Consider the following 19671-nt stretch of genomic DNA (forward strand, 5'->3'; position numbering starts at 1 on the left):
ACGGACCGCGTGGCGGTTCCGTCTAGACGATCCTGCCTTAGCCCTTCAGCACTTCGACCAGGGTCTTGCCCAGGCGGGCCGGCGATTCCGACATGCGGATGCCGGCGGCTTCCATCGCCGCGATCTTGGATTCCGCGTCGCCCTTGCCGCCCGAGACGACGGCGCCGGCGTGGCCCATGGTGCGGCCCTTGGGCGCGGTGCGACCGGCGATGAAGCCGGCCATCGGCTTCTTGCGGCCCTTCTTGGCCTCGTCGATCAGGAACTGGGCGGCGTCTTCCTCGGCGCCGCCGCCGATCTCGCCGATCATGATGATCGAGGTGGTTTCCGGGTCGGCCAGGAACAGTTCCAGCACGTCGATGAACTCGGTGCCCTTGACTGGGTCGCCGCCGATGCCGACGGCCGTCGTCTGGCCCAGGCCTTCGTTGGTGGTCTGGAACACGGCTTCGTAGGTCAGGGTGCCCGAACGCGACACGATGCCGACCGAGCCCTTCTTGAAGATGTTGCCCGGCATGATGCCGATCTTGCATTCGTCCGGCGTCAGGATGCCCGGGCAGTTCGGGCCCAGCAGGCGCGACTTGGAGCCTTCCAGACGGCGCTTGACCTTGACCATGTCCAGCACCGGGATGCCCTCGGTGATGCAGGTGATGAAGGGGATCTCGGCGTCGATGGCCTCGATGATGGCCGCGGCCGCCCCCGACGGCGGGACGTAGATGACCGAGGCGTCGGCGCCGGTGGCGTCCCTGGCTTCGGCGACCGAGGCGTAGATCGGCAGGGTTTCGCCGTGCGAGCCGGTCCAGTTGGTCCCGCCCTTGGTCGGGTGCACGCCGGCGACCATCTTGGTGTGGTGATAGGCCAGGGCCTGTTCGGTGTGGAAGCCGCCGGTCTTGCCGGTCAGGCCCTGGACGATGATCTTGGTGTCTTTGTTGACGAGGATGGACATGGGTCTATCGATCTCTGGAATGTGTCGGTCAGCAGGGCGGTGGCGGTGAGGGCGAGGCGCCTCAGCCGACCGCCGCGACGATCTTCTGGGCGGCGTCGTCGAGGTCGTCCGCCGCCGTGATGGCCAGGCCCGACTCGTTGAGGATTTTCTTGCCCAGTTCGGCGTTGGTGCCTTCCAGGCGCACGACCAGCGGCACCTTCAGACCCACTTCCTTGACGGCCGCGACCACGCCCTCGGCGATGACGTCGCACTTCATGATGCCGCCGAAGATGTTGACCAGGATGCCCTCGACCTTGGGGTCGGCGGTGATGATCTTGAAGGCCGCAGCGACCTTGTCCTTGCCGGCGCCGCCGCCGACGTCGCAGAAGTTGGCCGGCTCCTTGCCGTACAGCTTGATGATGTCCATCGTCGCCATGGCCAGGCCCGCGCCGTTGACCATGCAGCCGATGTTGCCGTCCAGGGCGACATAGGCCAGGTCCCATTTGGAGGCCTCGATCTCCTTGGCGTCTTCTTCCGTTTCGTCGCGCAAGGCCTTCATGTCTTCGTGGCGGAACAGGGCGTTGCCGTCGAAGCTGACCTTGGCGTCCAGGACGCGCAGATGGCCGTCCTTCATCACGATCAGCGGGTTCACCTCCAGCAGCGCCATGTCCTTGTCGACGAAGGCGGCATAGAGGGCCGGGAACAGCGACTTGGCGTCCTCGGCGGCCGGGCCGGTCAGGCCGTAGGTCGAAACGATCTTGGCCACGTCGGCGTCGGTCACGCCCGTTTCCGGGTCGATGGCGACGGTGATGATCTTTTCGGGGGTGTCGTGGGCGACGGCCTCGATGTCCATGCCGCCCTCGGTCGAGATGACGAAGGCGACGCGGCCGACTTCGCGATCGACCAGCAGCGAGCAGTACAGTTCGCGGTCGATGTCGGCGCCGTCCTCGATATAGAGGCGGTTGACCTGTTTGCCGGCCTCGCCCGTCTGGGCCGTGACCAAGGTGGCGCCCAACATTTCCTTGGCGTGGGCGACGGCCTCTTCGACCGAGAAGGCCAGGCGCACGCCGCCCTTGGCGTCGGCCGGCAGTTCCTTGAACTTGCCCTTGCCGCGTCCGCCGGCGTGGATTTGCGATTTCACGACATAGAGCGGGCCGGGCAGGGATTTGGCGGCCGCCTCGACCTGATCGACCGACGTCACCGCGACGCCTTCGGCGACGGGCGCGCCGAAGCCTTTGAGAACCTGCTTGGCCTGATATTCGTGAATGTTCATGGAAACCGCCGCAATCTTCGCTGGGGAGAGTTGCGGGGCTTATAGGCCCCGCCCCTTCGCGGGTGCAACAGCATGTGAACCGCGAATTAGTCGACCCAGTCGCGTTTCAGCGTGCGCGAGGCCCCGATCAGCAGGATCGCCGCCAGCAGATAGAAGCCCATGCCGGTGTAGATGGCCCAGCGCAGGCTCTCCTCGCCGAAGGTCGGCGCCAGCAGGTCGCTCATCCAGCCGAAATAGTAGAAGCCGACGGCCAGTCCCAAGAGGTTGTTGATCAGCAGGAACAGGGCCGAGGCGGTCGAACGCATCGCGGCCGGAACCAGATGCTGGACCGCCGCCGTGATCGGCCCCAGCCAGGCCAGGTTCAGGCCCGTGGGAACCAGGAAGATCAGGAAGGCCAGAACCAGTTGCTGGGTGTGGCTGCCCCCGCCCGGCAGGACCAGGCCGATCAGCCAGGGCGAATTCATCGCCAGGATGAAACAGGGCGCCGAGATCAGGAAGGCGACGGCCGGCGTCAGCGGATAGGCGCCCTTGCCCTTTCTGGACAGTTTGTCGGCGATCATTCCGCCCATCCAGATGCCCAGCACGCCGCCGATCAGGGCGATGCCGGAATAGTACCAGCTGGTCTGGCGCAGGGTCAGGTCGAAGCTGCGCATGAAGAACAGCGGCAGCCAGCCGGCGACCCCGTAGCCGCAGACCGAAGACGAGGCGGCGCCCAGGGCCAGCAGCCAGAAGCTGGGCTTCCTGACCACGACCGAGGCCGTGCGCCGCGCGATCATCAGGCTGACGCCGATGACCAGGGCCAGCAGACCGCCGAAGCCGAACACCAGCGGATCGCCCGGCGAGACGCCGGTCAACCCGGAGACGGCCGCCAGGATCAGCAGGCCTGCGCCCAGGCCCAGCATGATCTGGGCCGCGATCCTGCCGGCCCGGTCGGAGGCCGCGACGGGGGCGGGAACGGGGTTCGAGGCAACGGCGGCGGTCGCCGCGGACTTGACCGGATCGGTCCCGCCGCGCTGGGGATCGCGCACGGTCAGGCGCAGCAGGGGCGCGACCAGCACGCCCAGAAGCCCGACGACGACGAAGGCCGTGCGCCAGCCGTAGGTCGCCGCCAGCAGCCCGCCCACCAGCGTCCCCGCCGCCGTGCCCAACGGAATGCCGAAGGCGAAGGCCGCAAGCGCCCGCGCCCGCTGGTGCGGCGGGAAATAGTCGGCGATCAGCGAATAGGCCGGGGCCACGCCGCCCGCCTCGCCCACGCCCACGCCCATCCGGCACAGGAACAGCTGGCCGAACGAGCCGGCCATGCCGCACAGGGCGGTGAAGCCCGACCAGACCGCCAGGGCCCCGGTCATGATCCACACCCGGCTGAACCGGTCGGCCAGCCAGGCCAGGGGAATGGCCAGGGTCGAATAGACCGAGGCGAAGGCGATGCCGCCCAAAAGGCCGAACTGGCTGTCGGACATGCCGAACTCGGCCTTCAGCGGGGCGGCCAGGATGCCGATGATCTGCCGATCCAGGAAGTTCAGCATGTAGATCAGGATCAGCACCGCCAGCACATAGAAGCGGTAGCCGGGCCGCTGGGGCCGCGTGTCCCGATCCGCCCTCTTCTCGACCGTCAGCGTCTCCGTCGTCATCGGCGTTTTCCCTCGGCTTCGTCTTTTCGTTGGAGCGAGCCTAGCCCTAGGCCGGCCCCGAAAGCAAAGGGCGGCGGCCCGTCGGACCGCCGCCCCTCGCATGTCGAACACCCGTTCACGGGGTCAGTATTTGGCCGTGAACTTGATCATCCAGGTCCGCGGCGCGCCGTAATAGGCGGTGCGGATGTTGCCGATGGACGAGAACTCCTGGGCGTCGGTCTTGTAGACCTCGTCCGACAGGTTCTGGCCATAGACGCCGACCGTGTAGCGATCCGCCGGGTCCGACCAGACGACACGGGCGTCGTATAGCCAGTATTCGTCCTGATACATGCCTGGCAGTTCGGTAGCGGTGTTGATGAGGGTGTTGTCCACCGCCAACGCCATACGCGATCGGTACTTCGCCGCCGCTCCGAAGGTCAGGGTCGAACCGCCCGTCAGGCCGTATTCGTACTGGCCGCCGTAACGCACCGTCCAGCGCGGGGAGAAGGCCGGATCCTGAAAGGCTCGGCTGCCGCCGAAGGCGGTGAAGCGCGCATCGGCGAATTCCTTGTAGTCAGCGTCCAGGAAGCCGACCTGGGCGTCCAGGGTCAGACCCGGAACGGGGACCAGCACGCTCTCGATCTCGAACCCGGCGATGTCCAGCGAGCCGGCGTTGATGACCGACAGGACCGGCGTGGGCACGCCGCCGCCGGGAGGCGTCTCGATGCCCGAGACCCGCGCCTGGAAGTCGTCGTACTTGGTGATGAAGGCGGCCAGGTTCAGGCGGAAGCGGTTGTCCCAGTATTGGGTCTTGGCCCCGACCTCGAAAGTGTCGGCGGTTTCGGGCTGGTATTCGGTCGCCTCGGTCGCCGAATTGGCCCGGCCGTTGAACCCGCCCGACTTAAAGCCCTGCGCGTAACGGGCATAGACCATGGCGTCCCGGTTCAACTGATAGTCGACCGACAACATGATCGAGGTGTCGTCATAGGTCCCGGTCGGCGGGGCGAAGGCGTAGGTGGTGTTCAGGACGGGCAGACCGCCCAGCAGAAAGCTGCTGACCACCGAGGTCGACCGGGCGTACTCCTTCTCTTCCTCGGTGTAGCGCACGCCGGCCGACAGGCGCAGGGCGTCGGTCAACGCATAGCTGACGTTGGCGTAAGCCGCCTTGGAGGTCGTCTCCAGCGCATCGTCGATCAGGCGCAGGAAGGTGGCGTCGCCGTACAACGGACCCAGCAGGGCGTCATCATAGCTTTCCTGATGCGAAGCGACTTCTTCCTTCAGGTAATAGAGACCGCCGACCGCCGTCAGCGGACCGCTGTCGTAGGTCAGCTGCAGTTCCTGGCTGACCTGGTCCTGATCGACCGCCACCAGGGCGTCGGCCAGTTCCAGCTCGGTCGCGTCGAAGTCGATATAGTCGTCGGTGCGCAGCTCGCGGTAGCCGGTGATCGACTTCAAGGTCAGGGCGTCGGACAGGTCCCAGGTCACGCGCGCCGAGGTCCCCCAGGTTTCCAGCCGCGTCTCGTTCGGCAGGCCGGGAGTGGTGCGGGTCTCGAAATTATACTCCGGCAGCGGCGTTGGCACGGGATAGGCCAGGCCATAGCCGAGATAGGTCAGATTATTGGTCGGCTGGCCCACCGTCAGGCCGGCGTCGTCCTTCGAATAGTCGGCGTTCAGGTCGACCTGGATGTTCGAGACCGGATCCCAGGCCAGGCTGGCGCGGACGGCGGTCGAATTCTTGTCGTTATATTCCGCCCCGGTCGCCGGATCGGTGACATAGCCGCCGCGCTCCGAATGCAGGGCCGACAGGCCCAGGGCCAGGTTGTCGGCGATCGGCCCGGACACCGCGCCCTGGACGTCGATCTGGTCATAGTCGCCATAGGCGGCCGAGGCGCGGGCGCGGAAATCCTGGCCTGGACGACGCGACACCAGCTTCAGCGCGCCGCCGATGGTATTCTTGCCGTACAGCGTCCCCTGCGGCCCGCGCAGGATCTCGACCCGCTCCAGGTCCAGCAGGTCGAACTGGGTGCCCCGGATGCGGCTGTAGTAGACGTCGTCGACATAGACGCCGACGGCCGGATCGAAGGTCTGCAGCGCATCCGGCTGGCCCACGCCGCGGATATAGATATTGGTCGAGTTGGATGAGCCGCGTCCCTGGACCAGGTTCAGGTTCGGCACGGCTCCCTGCAGATCGGTGACTTGCTGCGCGCCCGTGCGCTCCAGCGTTTCGCCTGAGAAGGCGGTCAGGGCCAGCGGCGTGCGCTGGGCCGACTCCTCGGTGCGGCGCGCGGTGACGACGATGTCCTCGACCGTGGCCGCTTCGGTCTGGCCGGACTCCTGGGCGACCGAAGCCCCCGCAAGCACGCCCCACGCCGCGCCGGCCAGCAGCGCGCACTTCACATGACGGTTCATGATCGAAACCCCTTTGTCGTTTCCAGCCCGTTGACGCTTTTATTCAGCGTTCAATGATTTTCATGGAAACTGACCCGGTTTCGCGCCGCTGTCAAACACTGCGCTTACGTCGGGTCATTCGAAGGCGTCATTGGCCGACGAACGTGGCGCCGTTGCACCGGCGCCGAGGCGCGCCTAGCCTCGTCCGATGAGCAAGACCGACGACGCCGCCGTTTCGTCCCCCCGCCCCGTCGCCGCCGCACGGCGCAAGCCGGCGGGCGCGACGCCGGCCCGGCGGGGGCGCCCGCCCAAGGCCAAGGCAGAGGCGGCGGGCGAGACCCGCGACCTGATCCTGGACGCGGCCGAGGACCTGTTCTCCAAACACGGCTTCTATGGCGTGACCATCCGCGAGGTGGCGCGCGAGGCGGGCGTGGACACCGCCCTGGTCCACTACTATTTCGGGGCCAAGCGCGACCTGTTCGACGCGGTCTTCCTGCGCCGGGCCGAGGTGTGGAACGCCGACCGGGTCGCCGCCATCGACCGCTATGCGGAAGGCGCCGGCGAAGACATGACGCTGGAGGGGCTTCTGGAAGCCTTTCTGCGGCCGCCGTTCGAATGGTCGCTGAAGGGCGGGCCGGGCTGGAAACACTATGCCGCCCTGGTGGCCCAGACCAACGCCAACCCCAGCTTCGGCGGGGAGACGATGGCGCGCTATTTCGACCCGGCCATCCACCGCCTGATCGAGCTGATCGCGCGGGTTCTGCCGGACGCCAGCGAGGTCGATCTGTATTGGGGCTATCACAATCTGTCGGGCGCCCTGACCCTGACGCTGGGCGAGACCGGACGGCTGGACCGGCTGTCGAACGGACGGGCGCGGTCCGGCGACCTGGAGACGGCGGGCGACTATATGGTGCGGTTCGCCGCCGCCGGCTTCCGCGCCGTGGCCGGGATGTCGGCGCCGAAGCCCTGATCAGGCCGGGCCGAAGAAGATCGCCCACATCAGCCGGCCGGGCAGGAAGGTCAGCAGCCCCGCCACGATCAGACCGCCGACGAACATGCCCGTCATGGCGCGCCGGTGATCCGCCGCCCGATGACGCCGGGCGGCGTAGACCGCCATCGGCAGGCCGACCACGGTCCAGCCGCTGAGCAGATGGATCAGGGACAGGCCGCCGGGGTTCAGCCGGTGAATGAAGAAGGAGCTGATCGCCGTGGTCGCCATGGCCAGCACCCAGACCCAGCCCAGGGTCCGGTGCAGCCGGTTCCCCTTCACCCCCGCCAGCAGGACGACGCCGATGGCCAGGGCCGCAAGGGCCGCCGCGACATGGATCTGGATGGCGCCGGGCGCGGCCAGCATCAGGCCCCAGCGCGGGGCGTGCAGCCCCCGCGCGCCCAGGCCGAACAGCCGGCCGTCGTCGCGCGCCAGATAGCCGGCGATCGGAATCCCGAGCAGCAGCAGGGCCACGACGGGGCCGAGCCGGTTGAAGCGGATCGGGCGGCTCGAGCGGGTCATGACGGCGTTCTCCTTTCCGCACGTCGTGGCGGAACCGGGGACGGCCCGCAGCCGGGATTGCGCCAACGGCCATGCGGACTGCGCCAACGCCCACCGCTTTCGCCGAACGGGAAATCATGGTCTCAAGACCCGAACCGACCGCCAGCCGAAAGCCGCCCGCCGTCATGACCTCCGCCGCCGCAGACCGTCGCCGCACCTTCGTCAGGGGGCTGGTCGTCGCCGTGGCGGGCGGGGTCTTCCTGGCCGCGACGGGCGCGTTCGGAACCTCGGGCGCGCCGTTCTGGCCGCGTCTGGCCTATTGGGTGATGGTGATGGTGGCGGGCGGCCTGTGGGGGCATCTGTGCGGCGGTCTGGTCAGCCGGTTCCTGGACGTGGACGAGCGGCCGTGGCTCAACATCGCCGCCCTGACGGCGGTCATCACCGGGCCGCTGAGCGTGATGGTCTGGGCGGCGACGGGCCTGTTCTTCGCCGGTCGCCTGTATCCGCTGGCGGCCCTGCCGCGGCTGGTGGCGCCGGTGCTGATCGTGACGGCGGCGGCGACGACGCTGAACGTCATCCTGGGGCGCGCCCGGCCGGTGCAGACCCACGCCCCGGCGCCCAGCGCGCCGGCGCGCCCGGCGCGGTTCCTGGACCGGCTGCCGATGCGCCTGAAGGGCGCCACGATCCGGGCGGTCCAGGCCGAGGACCATTATCTGCGCATCCACACCGACCGGGGATCGGACCTGATCCTGATGCGGCTGTCCGATGCGGTGGAGGAGCTGGAGGGTCTGGAAGGCGCCCAGACGCATCGCAGCTGGTGGGTGGCGAAGGACGCCGTGCGGGGGGTCGAACGCGGCGACGGCCGGGCCACCCTGACGCTGGAGGGCGGACTGTCCGCGCCGGTCAGCCGCCGCTACGCCCGGATGCTGCGCGACGCCGACTGGTGGTGACGGATCAGGGCGCGGGCCGGGCCGTCAGCAGGGCGGCCGGGGCCGCGCATCCGGTCAGGGTGTCCGCGCCGATCTCGACCCGCGCCGTCAGCGGATAGGTGCGGTCGCTCATCCCGTCGGAACATTCGGTGGCGATCAGCACGACGTTCAGCGCCTGGTTCAGATTGGTCGAACTGGCGAAGGTCGCGACCGTGCCCTGGACCGTCGCACCGCGATTGGGCGCGCGCTGCGTCGGTTGATCGACGCGGGTGTAGACCAGGGCGTCGGGGGTGATCTCCACGCCCCAGAAGGGTTCGGTCCCCAGCGCCCGCACCGGCTTGCCCAGGTCCACCCCGCCCAGGACGGCGGCGGCCTGAGGCTGGGGCGCCGCCTTGGGCTTGGCGTCGTTCCGGTCATAGCAGCCCGCAATGCCCAGGCCGGCGAGGGCGGCGGACGCGACGAGGGCGAGCGGGACGGGACGCATGGCGGTCTCCTCGGCGGACGGCTTGAGCTGGGCCGCAGGTGAGGAGCCGGACGGCCTCGGTCAAGGGGCGCCGCTGGGTTATGCTGGCGCCATGTCGATTCGCCCGACCGCATACGAGTTCTTCGCCGGGGGGGGCCTGGCCGGCCTGGGCATGACCGGGATCGAGACCATCTTCGCCAACGACATGGACCCGGCCAAGGCGCGGGCCTTTGCGGCCAACCATCCGGGGACGCCGTTCCGCCAAGGGGACGTATGGGGCCTGACGACGGCCGACCTGCCCGGACGGCCGGACCTGGCCTGGGCGTCCTCGCCCTGTCAGGACGTCAGCCTGGCCGGCGCGCGCGGCGGGCTGGAGGCCGGGCGGTCCGGCGCCTTCTGGGGGTTCTGGCGTCTGGTCGAAGGACTGACGGCCGAGGGGCGCGGGCCGCGCGTGGTGGTGCTGGAGAACGTCATCGGCCTGTTGACGTCTGGCCCGAAAACCGAAACGGGCCGGGATTTCGCGGCCGTCTGCGCGGCCATGGCCCAGGCGGGCTATACGGTCGGGGCGCTGGAGATGGACGCGGCCTGCTGGCTGCCCCAGTCCCGGCCGCGTCTGTTCGTGGTCGCGATCAAGGGCGAAGCGCCGCGCGCCGGCGGACCCGGCGGCCCCTTCCATTCGCCGCGTCTGGTCGCCGCCCACGCCCGCCTGCCCGAGACGGTCAAGGCGGCCTGGGCCTGGTGGCGCCTGCCCCAGCCGCCCCGACGCAACCTGGACCTGGCCGCCCTGCTGGAGCCGGACGCGGCGGTCGCCTGGCTGGACGATCCCGAGGCGCTCCTGACGCTGGCGGCGCCGCTGCACCTTGCGCGGATCGCGGCGGCCCTGGCGTCGGGCCGGCGCGCCGTCGGCGCCGCCTATCGCCGGGTGCGGGTCGAGAACGGCCGCAAGGTCCAGCGGCTGGAAATCCGTTTCGACGGTCTGGCCGGCTGTCTGCGGACCCCGGCCGGCGGATCGTCGCGGCAATATGTGGTGGTGTGCGACCAGGGCCGGGTCAGGGTGCGGCGGCTGACCGGACGCGAGGCGGCGCGGCTGATGGGGGTTTCCGACGCCTATCGCCTGCCGCCCAGCGAAAGCGCGGCGCTGAAGCTGATGGGCGATGCGGTGGCCGTGCCGGCGGTGCGCGCCCTGACCGAGGGGCTGCTGGCGCCCGCCCTGGCGGGAGGCCGGGCGGCGGCCTGAACCGGCGAGGCCGCGCCCGGATCCGGGCGGTTCGTTCGGGCGAAGTTGGACTCCGAAAAAAACAGTCCAACGAGTCCAAGAGTCCAAGTCGGGATGGCGATGTCAAAGACCGGACCGACATCATACGCCGGTCTGGCGCACCGATAGGCAAGATGACGACGCCGCCAGACAGACGCCTGAAAAGGCGTCTCTTTTTCTCGCGGAATATGATGGCGGGGACGCCCGTTCCGCCATCGTCTCGTCGCGGCGGCCGTCACGCCCCTCGGGACACGCCCCTGGGGACACGCCCAAGGGCGAAGGTGTCAGGTCAGCGCTGGACCCACTGGCCCTGGGCGTTGCGATACCACTGGCCCGAGCTGATGCGGGGCAGCAGCTGGGCCTCGAACATCCGGGCGCCGGCGACATCGGCCGAGGTGCCGGCGTCGGCGGCGCTGCGGGCGTAGGCGGCGCGGCGGCCGGCGTTGGTGGCGTCGACGGCGGCGCGCAGGCCGGCGTCCGAGGTCGGGGTGCGGAAACCCAGATAGCCGTCGGCCTGTTCGCCGACCACGCCGGCGGCCTTGGCCTGGTCGATCTGGGCCTTCTGGGCGCTGGTCTGGGCGAGGGCGGCGCCGGCGAAACCGAGGGCGGCCATCGCGGCGCCGACGACGAAGAGTTTGCGGAAGGTCATGTCAGCCTGTCCTTTCAAGAAAAAAGCGGGCGATCAGAAGAGGTTGGGGTTCTGCTGCAGCAGTTGCTGCAGCTCCTGGTCCAGGCGGACGCGCACGTCGGCGTCCAGCTTGGCGTAGATCTGGATCGGCGCGACCTCCAGACGGATGGTGGGGGCGCAGGCCGAGACGGCGACGACGGCGGGTCCAGCCAAGGCGATGGGGCCAAAGCCCGCCAACTGGCGCTTGTTGATCATGACATAGGCTCCGGTTCGGCCAAGGTGATGAGGCTGAATAGCACGCCGAGGGGTGAACGCGCGCTGAATGGCGACGATCCCGGCGCAGGATCATGGCCGTCCCGCCGGAACGGGTGCGGGGGCAGCCTGCGGTGCGGACTCGTCCCTCGCCTGCTGGCCCTGGCGGGCGCGATTGACCGCCATCAGGTCCGAGATCAGCTGGTTGGCGTTCAGGGTCGTGTCCAGCGTCAGGTCGATCCGGGTGTCTGACGGCAGGGGCAGCTTGCGGTTCAGGAAGCTGCGGCTGATCAGCTCGGACAGGGTCAGGCGCAGCTCCTGGCGCCGGGGCGGATCGTGACGGCCGCGAATGTGGAACAGGACCGCGACGCGGCCGCCGTCCAGGCTGTTCACCTCGGCGCTGAGTTGGTCGAAGGACAGGTTCTCCATCGCTTGATAGGCCAGGTCCTCGACCATGTTTTCCGACACTTCCGCGCCGCCGCCGCTGGCCGCGACGTCGGTCAGGACCTCGCGCTTGATCGACAGGCGGCCCGGCTGGACGGCCTCCAGCCTGCCGGCGGTGATCTTAAGGCCGTTCTCGGGGTCCATGATGAAGGGCAGCCGGCCCGAGACCACCGCGTCCAGCAGCACCTTGTCGTCGAAGCCGGTATCGGCGATCAGGTCGCCCAACTGCACCCGGTCCAGCACGATCACGCCGCTGTAGGGCTGGGTCGCGTCCAGCGGCACGGTCAGGGGCTCGACCGAGACCGTCCCGCCCCCGGCGACAATCTGCGCGCCGTCGATGACGACGCCTGCCTGATCGATGGAGAAGGTCAGGTCCAGGGCCGTGACCTCGGCCCCGGCCGACAGGCTGTCGGCGGTCAGCCGCTGGTTCGGGGCCGTGACCAGGGGCGTCAGGCTGGTGAAGGCGATGTCGCCCTTCAGCCCCTTCACCGCGCCGGCGGGGCTGACGAAATCCAAGCCGGGCGTGCTGAGACGGCCGCTGGAGGTCGGCTCGGCGTCCTTGGTCCAGTCGAAACGCCCCTCGAACCCGACCGAACCCTCGACAGGGGACTGGATGAAGTCGGCGACCAGGGGACTGAGCATGGCGGGCTGAAGGCCATGTTCGGCGAAGGTCAGGTTCGGGGCGGAAACGGCGACGCCGCCCGCGCCGGCGCGCCCGTCATGCGCCAGGGTCAGCCGCCCCAGGGCGTAGGCGGCGGCCGGCCCCGTTCCCTTCAAATCGAACGCGCCGCTCCAGCGTTCGTCGGCCAGGGCGACCTGGCCGCTGGCCGACAGCGGCTCGAACCGTTCGGGCTTGGCGGTGTCGAATATCCGGGCGTCCGCCACGCTGGCCCTGAGGCCGACGCCCGACCTGGCCCCGTCGACCGCCACGCGGCCCGAGGCGTCGGCGAACCGCATCCCCAGGAAGGGCGCCTGGGCCGTCAGCCGGTCGAAGCCGGCCGCCACGCGCCAGACCCCGTCCTTGGACGTCAGCAAGGGTCCGGCCTCGGGGCACAGGCGGCCCGCGACCCGATGGACATCGTTCTCGTCCATCTCCAGCCGTTCGACGGTCAGGTCCACGCAGTCCCGGGTCGTATAGGTCAGGCGGCCGGCGGCCAGGGCCAGGACGCCGCGCGTCCTGGCGTCCAGGCCCCGCGCCAGGTCGAAATCCAGCCGGGCGCGGCCGTCCAGCGTCGCCTCGAACCCACCTTCGGTCAGGCGCCAGTCCGGCACGGCGACCGCCAGTTCCGGCAGGCCCTCGCCGCGCGTCGCCGTCAGCGTCAGGGCGCCGCCGCCCAGCCGGCCCGGCTCGGCCCGATAGGCGCCGCCTCCCCCCTGCGCGATCGTCAGCACCCCGCCATTGGCGGGCGTGAGCGTCGCCGGGCGGGTCAGGTCGATCATCGTCCCGGCCGAGCCGGTCGAGAAGCGCACCGCGGGCGCGTTCACGGCGAAGGCGGACAGCGCGCGCTTCATCCGACCCAGTTCGACGATATCGTCGCGCCCGGCCGGGCCGAACAGGGGCCAGGCGCCGTCGGCGGCGCGCAGCGAGCCTTCGGCGCCGATACGGACGGCGCCGTCGCTGACGATGTCCAGATTCAAGTCGGCCCGGCCGCGCTTCAGCGCCAGGTCTCCGAAACCGATACGGTCGAAGGCCGCCGACAGCGGGCCGGTCGCCTCCAAGGCCGCATCCCGGCCGCCCAGGGTCAGGCCGCCGGACGACAGGACCAGGTTCCGCACCTGGGTCTGGCCCAAGCGGGCCGAGGCGGCCGTCAGCGACAGCGGCGTCTGAACGCTCCAGCGCAGGGCGTCGTCGCGCGAGACCCTGACCTGGGCCCTGGCCGCCGTGACGACGGCTGCGGCGGCGTCCAGACCGGAGCCCTGAACCGCGCGGGCGGCCAGGCGGGCGTCGGCCGCCCCGTCCAGCCTGAAGGTCTCGATCCACCCCGAGACGGCGCCGTCGAACCGGGCGGTCAGTTCGGCGTCGCGCGCCCGAACGGACGGGGACCCCAGCAGGTCGCCGGTCAAACGCGCGTCCAGCACGGCGCGACCGTCGCCGCGTCGGGTCTTCAGGTCGGGATAGGGCAGGTCGCCGGTCAGGTTCAGGATCGCGCCCCGGCCCTGGGCCGCGCGGGTGCGGAACCGATCGGCGGCGGCGGCGAGGCGCAGGGCCACGCGGTCGCCGGTCGTGGTCAGGTCCAGGACGGCGGACAGACCCGAAGCCTCCACATCGCCGCTCTTGAGGGCGCCGGCGGGCAGGCGCGCGGCCAGGCGCATCAGCTTGCCGTCGTCGATCCGCGCGTCGGCCAGTAGATCGACGGTCCCGTATTCGGTGGACAGCCGGCCGCGGCCGCCCTCGACGACGACCAGGGGGCCGCGCTGGTCCGGGCGAGGCGGGCCGCCGGTGAATTCCTCGACCAGCGGATCCAGCGATCCCAGCGACAGCCTGCCCCCTTCCAGCTGGCGCGCACCACCGGGCGGACCAGGCGGATGCGGCTGGGCGCGACGCCCAGGCCGGTCTTCGACCACGGCAGGGCGACGGCGTAATCGACCTCGGCCCGCTCGACCGTCACGTCGGGATTGCGCGGATCGCCGATGCGGATGCGGCCGACGAAACCGTCCAGCTCGATCCGTTCGATCTCGACATCGGCGGGAACCCCGCGCTGGTCCAGCCAGCCCACCAGCACCTCGCGCGCCACCGCCCGGCGGTTCAGGTAAAGCAGGGCCGCCGCCGCGCCGATCAGCAGGATCGCGACCAGGATCACGGTCGCGACGAGGCGAACGCGCCGGCGCGGACGGGCCGGCTGGGGCGCGGATGCGGCGGTCTGTGGCGTGGCGTCGGTCAAACGGGTCGATCGGCAGTTTCGAAAACGGCGTGGCGCCCACCATCGCCATCCTGATCCCCAGCACAAGATCAAAGCGCAGGCCGAACGCCGAACCTTGCATGACCTTCAAGCTGGGCCGGAAAGGGGCGCGGCGACGCTTTATCCGGTCGTGAAGAATCGCGACAGGGTAAGCGCCGCGTTAACCCTTTGTAACAGTCTGCTTCCCAAAGTGAGACGAGCAGGCTATACGACCGCCTTTCGCGCCACGGGCGATGGGCGCGGACTTCGAGAACGAGTAAGGCTTTGGCGCCGCCTGGCGTCGCAATACGACGGGGACCGATGGCTCAGTTCGACCCACGCCGCCAGCCCATGCGGTTGGCGCCGCATGCACTTACCGCTGTGGCTGCGATCTCGGTGGCGATGATCGCCGGCAGAGCCTATCAACCCGCGCAGGCCGAAGAAGTTCCCGCCCTGACCTCGGCCCAGATGGCCGCGATGGAGGCCCGGGCCTTCGCCGCCGCCAACGCCCCCGCCGGCCTGACCGCGCCGGAAGCCGTTCCCGTCCAGATCCGCCGCGGCGAAACCTTCGAACAGGCCGTCGCCCGCACCGGGGTCGCCCCCGAAGAGGCCAGCGCCGTCGCCGCCACCGTCGCCAACGCCTTCGACCTGGCCGACCTGCGCGCAGGCCTGAAGTTCGAGACGGCCATCGCCAAGCCGCGCGACGGCCGGGGCGACGCCCGCCTGATCGGCCTGACCATGCGCACCGGCCCGGCGTCGCAACTGACCGTGTCGCGCAGTTTCGACGGCGCCCTGCGCCTGCGTTCGCTGGAGGAGAAAGTCACCCAGGAGACCGTGGTGCTGAAGGGCGACGTGGAACGCAGCCTGTCGGCCAGCGCCCGCGACCTGGGCGCCACCGCCTCCATCGTCCGCGCGGCCAGCCGCCTGTTCGCCACCAAGTTCGACATGCAGCGCGACATCCGCGCCTCCGACGAATTCACCATGGTCTTCGACCGCGACGTGACCGAGGCGGGCCGCACGGTCAATGTCGGCGACCTGATGTACGCCGAACTGCGCGGCGTGACCTTCTATCGGTTCAAGCCGGCGGGCGCCAAGGAGGCCCAGTTCTTCGACGCCAACGGCAAGAACCTGCGCTCGGCCATGATGCGCACGCCGCTGCAAAGCTTCCGCCGCGTCTCTTCCAACTTCGGTTTCCGCACCCATCCGATCTCGGGCTTCAAGAAGATGCACCAGGGCATCGACTTCGCCGCCGGCGCCGGCACGCCCGTCGTGGCCCCCGCCGACGGGGTGGTGGTCGAGGCGCGCCGCTGGGGCGGTTACGGCAACTGGCTGCGCATCCGCCACAACAACGGGCTGGAAAGCGGCTACGGCCACCTGTCGCGCTACGGTTCGGGCATCCGCGCCGGCCAACGCGTCAGCCAGGGCCAGATCGTCGCCTATGTCGGTTCGACCGGCGCCTCGACGGGTCCGCACCTGCACTATGAGCTGTGGCGCAACGGCCAGCGGATCAATCCGGCGGGCGTGCGCACCCAGGAAGGCACCGAGCTGAGCGGCGCCGACCTGGCCGCCTTCCGCGCCGAAAAGAGCCGCATCGACCGCATCATCGCCTCGGGCGGGCAGAAGCGGCCGGCCCTGCAGCAGGCCTCGGCCGAGGGCCTGCGTCCCGCGCGCGGCTGAATCCGCCTCAGCCGACCAGGCGCGGCGTGGAGCGCTGCTGGTCCGGGCAGGACAGACCATGGACGGCGACGTCCGCCTCGCCCAGCTTCAGCCCGAGCAGGTCGAGGACGGGGTTCAGCACCCCGTCCAGCACGGGCCCCAGCGGCGTCAGCAGCAAGCCCAGGGCCTTGGTCAGGTCGCCCAGACCCAGGCCGAGGCCGATCACGTTCACCGTCACCTCCAGCCGCTGGAGCAGGCTGGCGACCAAGCCGCCGACCAGGCCGCGCGACGTCATGGTCTTGATCCGCTGCGCCTGGATGTCGGCCGCATCGAACCGCAGGGGCCGAAAACCGGCGTCGGCGACCTCGATGTCGGCCTTGGCGGCGACCGAGACCAGGCCCAGCACCGACAGAAGGGTCGCCTGACGCGGGACCAGCGCGGTCTTGAAGTCGTGCAGCCGCGCCTCGTCCACCACGCCGATGGAGGCGCGCGCCAGGCCCGGCCGCACATCGACCTCGACCGACCGCGCCGGATCGCAGGACAGGGATTTCAGCCGAGCCTCCGACGCGGCGAGGTCGATCAGGATGGGCAGTTCGACGCGCGCCAGGCCCGACAGGGACTGGGCCGTCCGTGCACGGACATAGAGGCGCGCCTGGGCCGTGCGGATCACGGGCCGGCCGTCCGCCGTGACCGTCAGCCAGGGCGAACGGTTCGGGCGTTCGCCGATGGCCAGGGTGGTCTTCAGGTCCGCCAGGCCCGCCGGCACGCCAAGGTCCAGGGCGATCTGGCGCGGCCCGGCGCCGACCTCCAGCAGGGCCATGACCAGGTCCAGGGCCGAGACCGAGGCGTCCAGCCCCTGGCGCAGGCCGTCGGGCGCCTGAACATCCGCGCCGATCAGATCGCCCAGCTTCACCTCGACCCCCGCCGAGGCCGAGGCCAGCCGCCCCAGCGCCCCGCCGTCCTTCCCGCCGGCCAGCGCCTCCAGAACCTTCAAGGCCCGGCCCGCATCGACCTGGGTCGCCAGCAGCCGGTCGTAGTCGCCGACCTCGACCCCCAGATCGACGGCCAGGGCGTCGGTGAAGCCCAGCAGATTGACGTCCAGGTCGATCAGCCGCCGATAGTCCATCAGGCTGAGCGACACCTTGGAGCCGGTCAGGGCGCCCAGCAGCTGATTGACCAGGCCGCCGTCCAGCCGCGCCAGACGCGAGCCGATGGAGATCATGGCCTTGGGCGGCGCGCCGCCGACGCGCGCGGCGACGGCGCGGCGCACGACGACGACCCGATCCCGCCCCAGAAGGAGGGGGGCGAAGAACAGGGGCGCGGGACTGGCCACCTCGACCCGCGCGGCGTTTGCGGACCCGCCGGGCTGGAAGCGCTGGTTGCGCGGGGTCCCGGGGTCGGGCCTGTAGACGCCCAGCACGGTGGAGACGGCGACCACCGCCTCGGGCGAGACATTGGCCTGGACCGTTCCATCGGCGGCGCTGCGGGCCGGCGCCTCGCCCCGCTCCAGGACCCGCGCCGCCGACAGGGCCGCCAGATCGGCTGCGCCCTGGACCCGGCGCGTATGCAGCGCCAGGACGCCCAGGTCGACCACGGCGGCGGTGAACAGGCACAGAAGCCCGCCCGCCACGGCGGCCATCACCGCGACCGCGCCGTCCCGATTCCGACGAAAGCGGACCAGGCGAAGCCGGGCGGCGCCGCGGATCACGACGGATCGCCGACCTGGACCACGGCCGCGCGGCGGATGACCGCCGGCGGGCGGGGCAGCATTCCGCCCATCAGCATCAGGGGACTGTCGCTGGCGTCATAGGCGACGACGATGCGCAGGCGGCCGGCCTCCTCGGCGACCTGGACGCTTGTCCGCCGGGGGTCCAGGGCCACGCCGCGCACGGCGGTCGCGACCTCGCCGCGCGCCAGGGTCTCGCGCTCGGCGGCGTCAAGTCCCCCGACGGCGGCGCGGGCGCCTTCCGACGCCACGGCCTGGACCGTCTGGGCCGTCAGGAACCAGCCGCCATAGACGACGATGCCGATCAGAAGCAGGATCAGGATCGGCCCGACTAGGGCGAACTCGACCGCCGCCGCCCCCTCTCGCGTCCTGAGCCTATCGCATGAGATGGGACCGCGCCGCGCCATGGCAACCTCGTCAATACTCGTATTGGTTGTATGCCTGCGCGGTTAAGAGATCGTATCCGCCGAAGGCGCCTCAGCGGCGGTCGGCGGAAAGTTCGAGCACGAAGGTCGCGCCGGTCGCGGTCTCGGCCCCCCGGCCGATGTCTCCAATGGCGCGGGTCAGGGCGCCGCCGCCGCCCAGCCGGTCGTCGGCCAGGGCGACCAGCCGCGCATTGGGGGTGGCGAAAGGGGCGGCGGCGCGCAGGCGGGCGGCCAGGACCGAAGCGGCGGCCGGCCCCTCGACCGCGCAGCCGACGGCGTAGGCGGCGGCGGGGGAACGGCTGACCCCCGCCCAGCAGTGGATCAGCAAGGGCGCCTGACCCGGCCAGGCGCCGGCGAAGTCCAGAAGGTCCGCGACCTGGCCGGGCGTGACGGCCTGAAGCCCTTCGCGCGGTTCGGCGATGTCGTGAAAGGTCAGGACCAAATGCGACGCCCCGGGCGGGGTCGGAAAGGCCTCGGCCCCCGGCGACCCCAGGCTGACCAGGTGCGAGGGCCTCCACCGGCGGATCGCCGCCTCGACCTCGTGCAGGGGGGCGACGACGATCCTCACGCCAGGACCGCCGCCAAGGCCAAGAGAAAGCCGATCTCGAACGCCTGTTCGGCCGCGCCCAGCACATCGCCGACCCAGCCGCCGATCAGCCTGCGCGCCAGAAGGGCGACGAAGGCGGCGCAGGCGGCGCCGGCGATCACGGCGGCCATCGCGGCGCCCAGAGCGGCCATGGCCAGGGGCGCGACCGCCAGGGCGGCGAAGGCCAGGGCGGCGAAGGTCTCGCGGCCCGTCACGCCGTCGGCTGTCGGCTTGACCTTGGTCCGGTCGCGGTCGCCGGCGTAGGGCGCCAGCCGCATGATCAGGACCGCCGCGCCGCGCCCGCCCCCATTGGCGGCGATCAGGGCTGCAACCGCGAGCGGGAGGGCGTGCGCCATCGCCTGGAGCGCGCCGATCCTCAGCGCCACCGACAGGATCAGGGCCAGGGCGCCGAAGGTGCCGATGCGGCTGTCCTTCATGATCTCCAGCCGTCGCGCCGGGGTCTGGCCGCCGCCCAGGCCGTCGGCGCTGTCCGCCAGCCCGTCCTCGTGAAAGGCCCCGGTCAGGGCGATGGCGGCGGCGACGGCCAGGACGGCGGGAACCGGGCCTGGCCAGAGCAGGGACGCCCCGGCCAGAACCGCCGCCGACACTGCGCCGACCAGGGCCCCGACGACGGGGAAATACCGGGCCGAACGGGCGATCCAGTCGGGCTGGAACCCCGGGATCGCCGGCACGGGGATGCGCGTCAGGAACTGGAGGGCCGTCAGGAACAGGGCGATCTGGCGCGCCAC

The 19671-nt window shown here is 70.6% G+C and carries 18 protein-coding genes; 4 read left to right on the top strand and 14 right to left on the bottom strand.

From position 1 onward, the window contains the following. Nucleotides 1-37: 37 nt before the first annotated feature. From sucD to AC0L6G_RS10965, 4 genes are all read right to left on the bottom strand, one after another. The gene (gene sucD, locus AC0L6G_RS10950) at nucleotides 38-940 is read right to left on the bottom strand and encodes a succinate--CoA ligase subunit alpha (RefSeq protein ID WP_293825617.1); all 903 of its coding nucleotides are present in this window, start codon (nucleotides 938-940) and stop codon (nucleotides 38-40) included. Between the two features lie 61 nt (nucleotides 941-1001). Then, nucleotides 1002-2192: an ADP-forming succinate--CoA ligase subunit beta gene (gene sucC, locus AC0L6G_RS10955; RefSeq protein ID WP_293825615.1), complete on the bottom strand. Its 1191-nt coding sequence runs from the start codon at nucleotides 2190-2192 to the stop codon at nucleotides 1002-1004. A gap of 86 nt (nucleotides 2193-2278) precedes the next feature. Further along, nucleotides 2279-3823: a spinster family MFS transporter gene (locus AC0L6G_RS10960; RefSeq protein WP_293825613.1), complete on the bottom strand. Its 1545-nt coding sequence runs from the start codon at nucleotides 3821-3823 to the stop codon at nucleotides 2279-2281. A gap of 123 nt (nucleotides 3824-3946) precedes the next feature. After that, on the bottom strand, nucleotides 3947-6211 hold the full coding sequence (locus AC0L6G_RS10965; protein ID WP_473252197.1) for a TonB-dependent receptor: 2265 nt from the start codon (nucleotides 6209-6211) through the stop codon (nucleotides 3947-3949). 187 nt (nucleotides 6212-6398) lie between these two features. Here AC0L6G_RS10965 and AC0L6G_RS10970 point away from each other — a divergent pair, with 187 nt between their 5' ends. Continuing rightward, entirely contained in the window at nucleotides 6399-7160 is a 762-nt protein-coding gene (locus AC0L6G_RS10970) for a TetR/AcrR family transcriptional regulator (protein WP_473252199.1), read from the top strand. On the opposite strand, the gene AC0L6G_RS10975 is transcribed toward AC0L6G_RS10970, so the two are convergent. Further along, on the bottom strand, nucleotides 7161-7700 hold the full coding sequence (locus AC0L6G_RS10975; RefSeq protein WP_293825607.1) for a DUF2306 domain-containing protein: 540 nt from the start codon (nucleotides 7698-7700) through the stop codon (nucleotides 7161-7163). Between the two features lie 116 nt (nucleotides 7701-7816). Here AC0L6G_RS10975 and AC0L6G_RS10980 point away from each other — a divergent pair, with 116 nt between their 5' ends. Continuing rightward, a complete protein-coding gene (locus tag AC0L6G_RS10980; protein ID WP_293825605.1) occupies nucleotides 7817-8629 on the top strand; it encodes a LytTR family DNA-binding domain-containing protein in 813 nt (270 codons plus the stop codon). Between the two features lie 4 nt (nucleotides 8630-8633). Here AC0L6G_RS10980 and AC0L6G_RS10985 read toward each other — a convergent pair whose 3' ends face one another. Beyond that, nucleotides 8634-9092, bottom strand: a complete 459-nt coding sequence (locus AC0L6G_RS10985) for a COG3650 family protein (RefSeq protein WP_473252200.1) — start codon at nucleotides 9090-9092, stop codon at nucleotides 8634-8636. Between the two features lie 91 nt (nucleotides 9093-9183). Between AC0L6G_RS10985 and AC0L6G_RS10990 the strand changes: the two genes are divergently transcribed. After that, nucleotides 9184-10308: a DNA cytosine methyltransferase gene (locus AC0L6G_RS10990; RefSeq protein WP_291536930.1), complete on the top strand. Its 1125-nt coding sequence runs from the start codon at nucleotides 9184-9186 to the stop codon at nucleotides 10306-10308. Nucleotides 10309-10615: 307 nt separating this feature from the next. On the opposite strand, the gene AC0L6G_RS10995 is transcribed toward AC0L6G_RS10990, so the two are convergent. The 4 genes from AC0L6G_RS10995 to AC0L6G_RS11010 form a co-directional block, all read right to left on the bottom strand. Next, a complete protein-coding gene (locus AC0L6G_RS10995) occupies nucleotides 10616-10975 on the bottom strand; it encodes a DUF1318 domain-containing protein (protein ID WP_473252201.1) in 360 nt (119 codons plus the stop codon). 33 nt (nucleotides 10976-11008) lie between these two features. After that, entirely contained in the window at nucleotides 11009-11209 is a 201-nt protein-coding gene (locus AC0L6G_RS11000) for a YnbE family lipoprotein (RefSeq protein WP_473252202.1), read from the bottom strand. Between the two features lie 90 nt (nucleotides 11210-11299). Then, nucleotides 11300-13963 carry an intermembrane phospholipid transport protein YdbH family protein gene (locus tag AC0L6G_RS11005; protein ID WP_473252203.1) on the bottom strand — a complete coding sequence of 888 codons (2664 nt, stop codon included), beginning with the start codon at nucleotides 13961-13963 and terminating at the stop codon, nucleotides 11300-11302. Continuing rightward, nucleotides 13963-14532 (bottom strand): intermembrane phospholipid transport protein YdbH family protein, encoded by a 570-nt coding sequence (locus AC0L6G_RS11010; protein ID WP_473252204.1) that lies wholly within the window; start codon nucleotides 14530-14532, stop codon nucleotides 13963-13965. Before AC0L6G_RS11010 ends, AC0L6G_RS11005 begins: the two co-directional genes overlap by 1 nt. 318 nt (nucleotides 14533-14850) lie before the next feature. Between AC0L6G_RS11010 and AC0L6G_RS11015 the strand changes: the two genes are divergently transcribed. Continuing rightward, nucleotides 14851-16206, top strand: a complete 1356-nt coding sequence (locus AC0L6G_RS11015; RefSeq protein ID WP_291536904.1) for a M23 family metallopeptidase — start codon at nucleotides 14851-14853, stop codon at nucleotides 16204-16206. 7 nt (nucleotides 16207-16213) lie between these two features. Here AC0L6G_RS11015 and AC0L6G_RS11020 read toward each other — a convergent pair whose 3' ends face one another. The 4 genes from AC0L6G_RS11020 to cobS all read right to left on the bottom strand — a co-directional run bounded on the left by AC0L6G_RS11020 (nucleotide 16214) and on the right by cobS (nucleotide 19671). Further along, the gene (locus AC0L6G_RS11020) at nucleotides 16214-17893 is read right to left on the bottom strand and encodes a TadG family pilus assembly protein (protein ID WP_473252205.1); all 1680 of its coding nucleotides are present in this window, start codon (nucleotides 17891-17893) and stop codon (nucleotides 16214-16216) included. Beyond that, the gene (locus AC0L6G_RS11025; protein WP_473252206.1) at nucleotides 17890-18318 is read right to left on the bottom strand and encodes a TadE/TadG family type IV pilus assembly protein; all 429 of its coding nucleotides are present in this window, start codon (nucleotides 18316-18318) and stop codon (nucleotides 17890-17892) included. The genes AC0L6G_RS11020 and AC0L6G_RS11025 overlap by 4 nt, the downstream gene beginning before the upstream one ends. A 70-nt stretch (nucleotides 18319-18388) precedes the next feature. Next, a complete protein-coding gene (locus tag AC0L6G_RS11030) occupies nucleotides 18389-18904 on the bottom strand; it encodes a tyrosine phosphatase family protein (RefSeq protein WP_473252207.1) in 516 nt (171 codons plus the stop codon). Then, the gene (gene cobS / locus AC0L6G_RS11035; RefSeq protein ID WP_473252208.1) at nucleotides 18901-19671 is read right to left on the bottom strand and encodes an adenosylcobinamide-GDP ribazoletransferase; all 771 of its coding nucleotides are present in this window, start codon (nucleotides 19669-19671) and stop codon (nucleotides 18901-18903) included. Before cobS ends, AC0L6G_RS11030 begins: the two co-directional genes overlap by 4 nt.

Source organism: Brevundimonas sp. D3-1P, assembly GCF_055809335.1.

Excerpts from the sequence above, each read along its gene's own strand:
- AC0L6G_RS11025 (WP_473252206.1), bottom strand. The coding sequence starts at position 18,318 with ATGGCGCGGCGCGGTCCCATCTCATGCGATAGGCTCAGGACGCGAGAG.
- AC0L6G_RS11005 (WP_473252203.1), bottom strand. The coding sequence starts at position 13,963 with ATGCGCCTGGCCGCGCGCCTGCCCGCCGGCGCCCTCAAGAGCGGCGAT.
- AC0L6G_RS10990 (WP_291536930.1), top strand. The coding sequence starts at position 9,184 with ATGTCGATTCGCCCGACCGCATACGAGTTCTTCGCCGGGGGGGGCCTG.
- AC0L6G_RS10995 (WP_473252201.1), bottom strand. The coding sequence starts at position 10,975 with ATGACCTTCCGCAAACTCTTCGTCGTCGGCGCCGCGATGGCCGCCCTC.
- AC0L6G_RS11015 (WP_291536904.1), top strand. The coding sequence starts at position 14,851 with ATGGCTCAGTTCGACCCACGCCGCCAGCCCATGCGGTTGGCGCCGCAT.
- AC0L6G_RS10975 (WP_293825607.1), bottom strand. The coding sequence starts at position 7,700 with ATGACCCGCTCGAGCCGCCCGATCCGCTTCAACCGGCTCGGCCCCGTC.
- sucC (WP_293825615.1), bottom strand. The coding sequence starts at position 2,192 with ATGAACATTCACGAATATCAGGCCAAGCAGGTTCTCAAAGGCTTCGGC.
- sucD (WP_293825617.1), bottom strand. The coding sequence starts at position 940 with ATGTCCATCCTCGTCAACAAAGACACCAAGATCATCGTCCAGGGCCTG.
- AC0L6G_RS10985 (WP_473252200.1), bottom strand. The coding sequence starts at position 9,092 with ATGCGTCCCGTCCCGCTCGCCCTCGTCGCGTCCGCCGCCCTCGCCGGC.
- AC0L6G_RS10970 (WP_473252199.1), top strand. The coding sequence starts at position 6,399 with ATGAGCAAGACCGACGACGCCGCCGTTTCGTCCCCCCGCCCCGTCGCC.
- AC0L6G_RS10980 (WP_293825605.1), top strand. The coding sequence starts at position 7,817 with ATGGTCTCAAGACCCGAACCGACCGCCAGCCGAAAGCCGCCCGCCGTC.
- AC0L6G_RS10965 (WP_473252197.1), bottom strand. The coding sequence starts at position 6,211 with ATGAACCGTCATGTGAAGTGCGCGCTGCTGGCCGGCGCGGCGTGGGGC.
- AC0L6G_RS10960 (WP_293825613.1), bottom strand. The coding sequence starts at position 3,823 with ATGACGACGGAGACGCTGACGGTCGAGAAGAGGGCGGATCGGGACACG.
- AC0L6G_RS11000 (WP_473252202.1), bottom strand. The coding sequence starts at position 11,209 with ATGATCAACAAGCGCCAGTTGGCGGGCTTTGGCCCCATCGCCTTGGCT.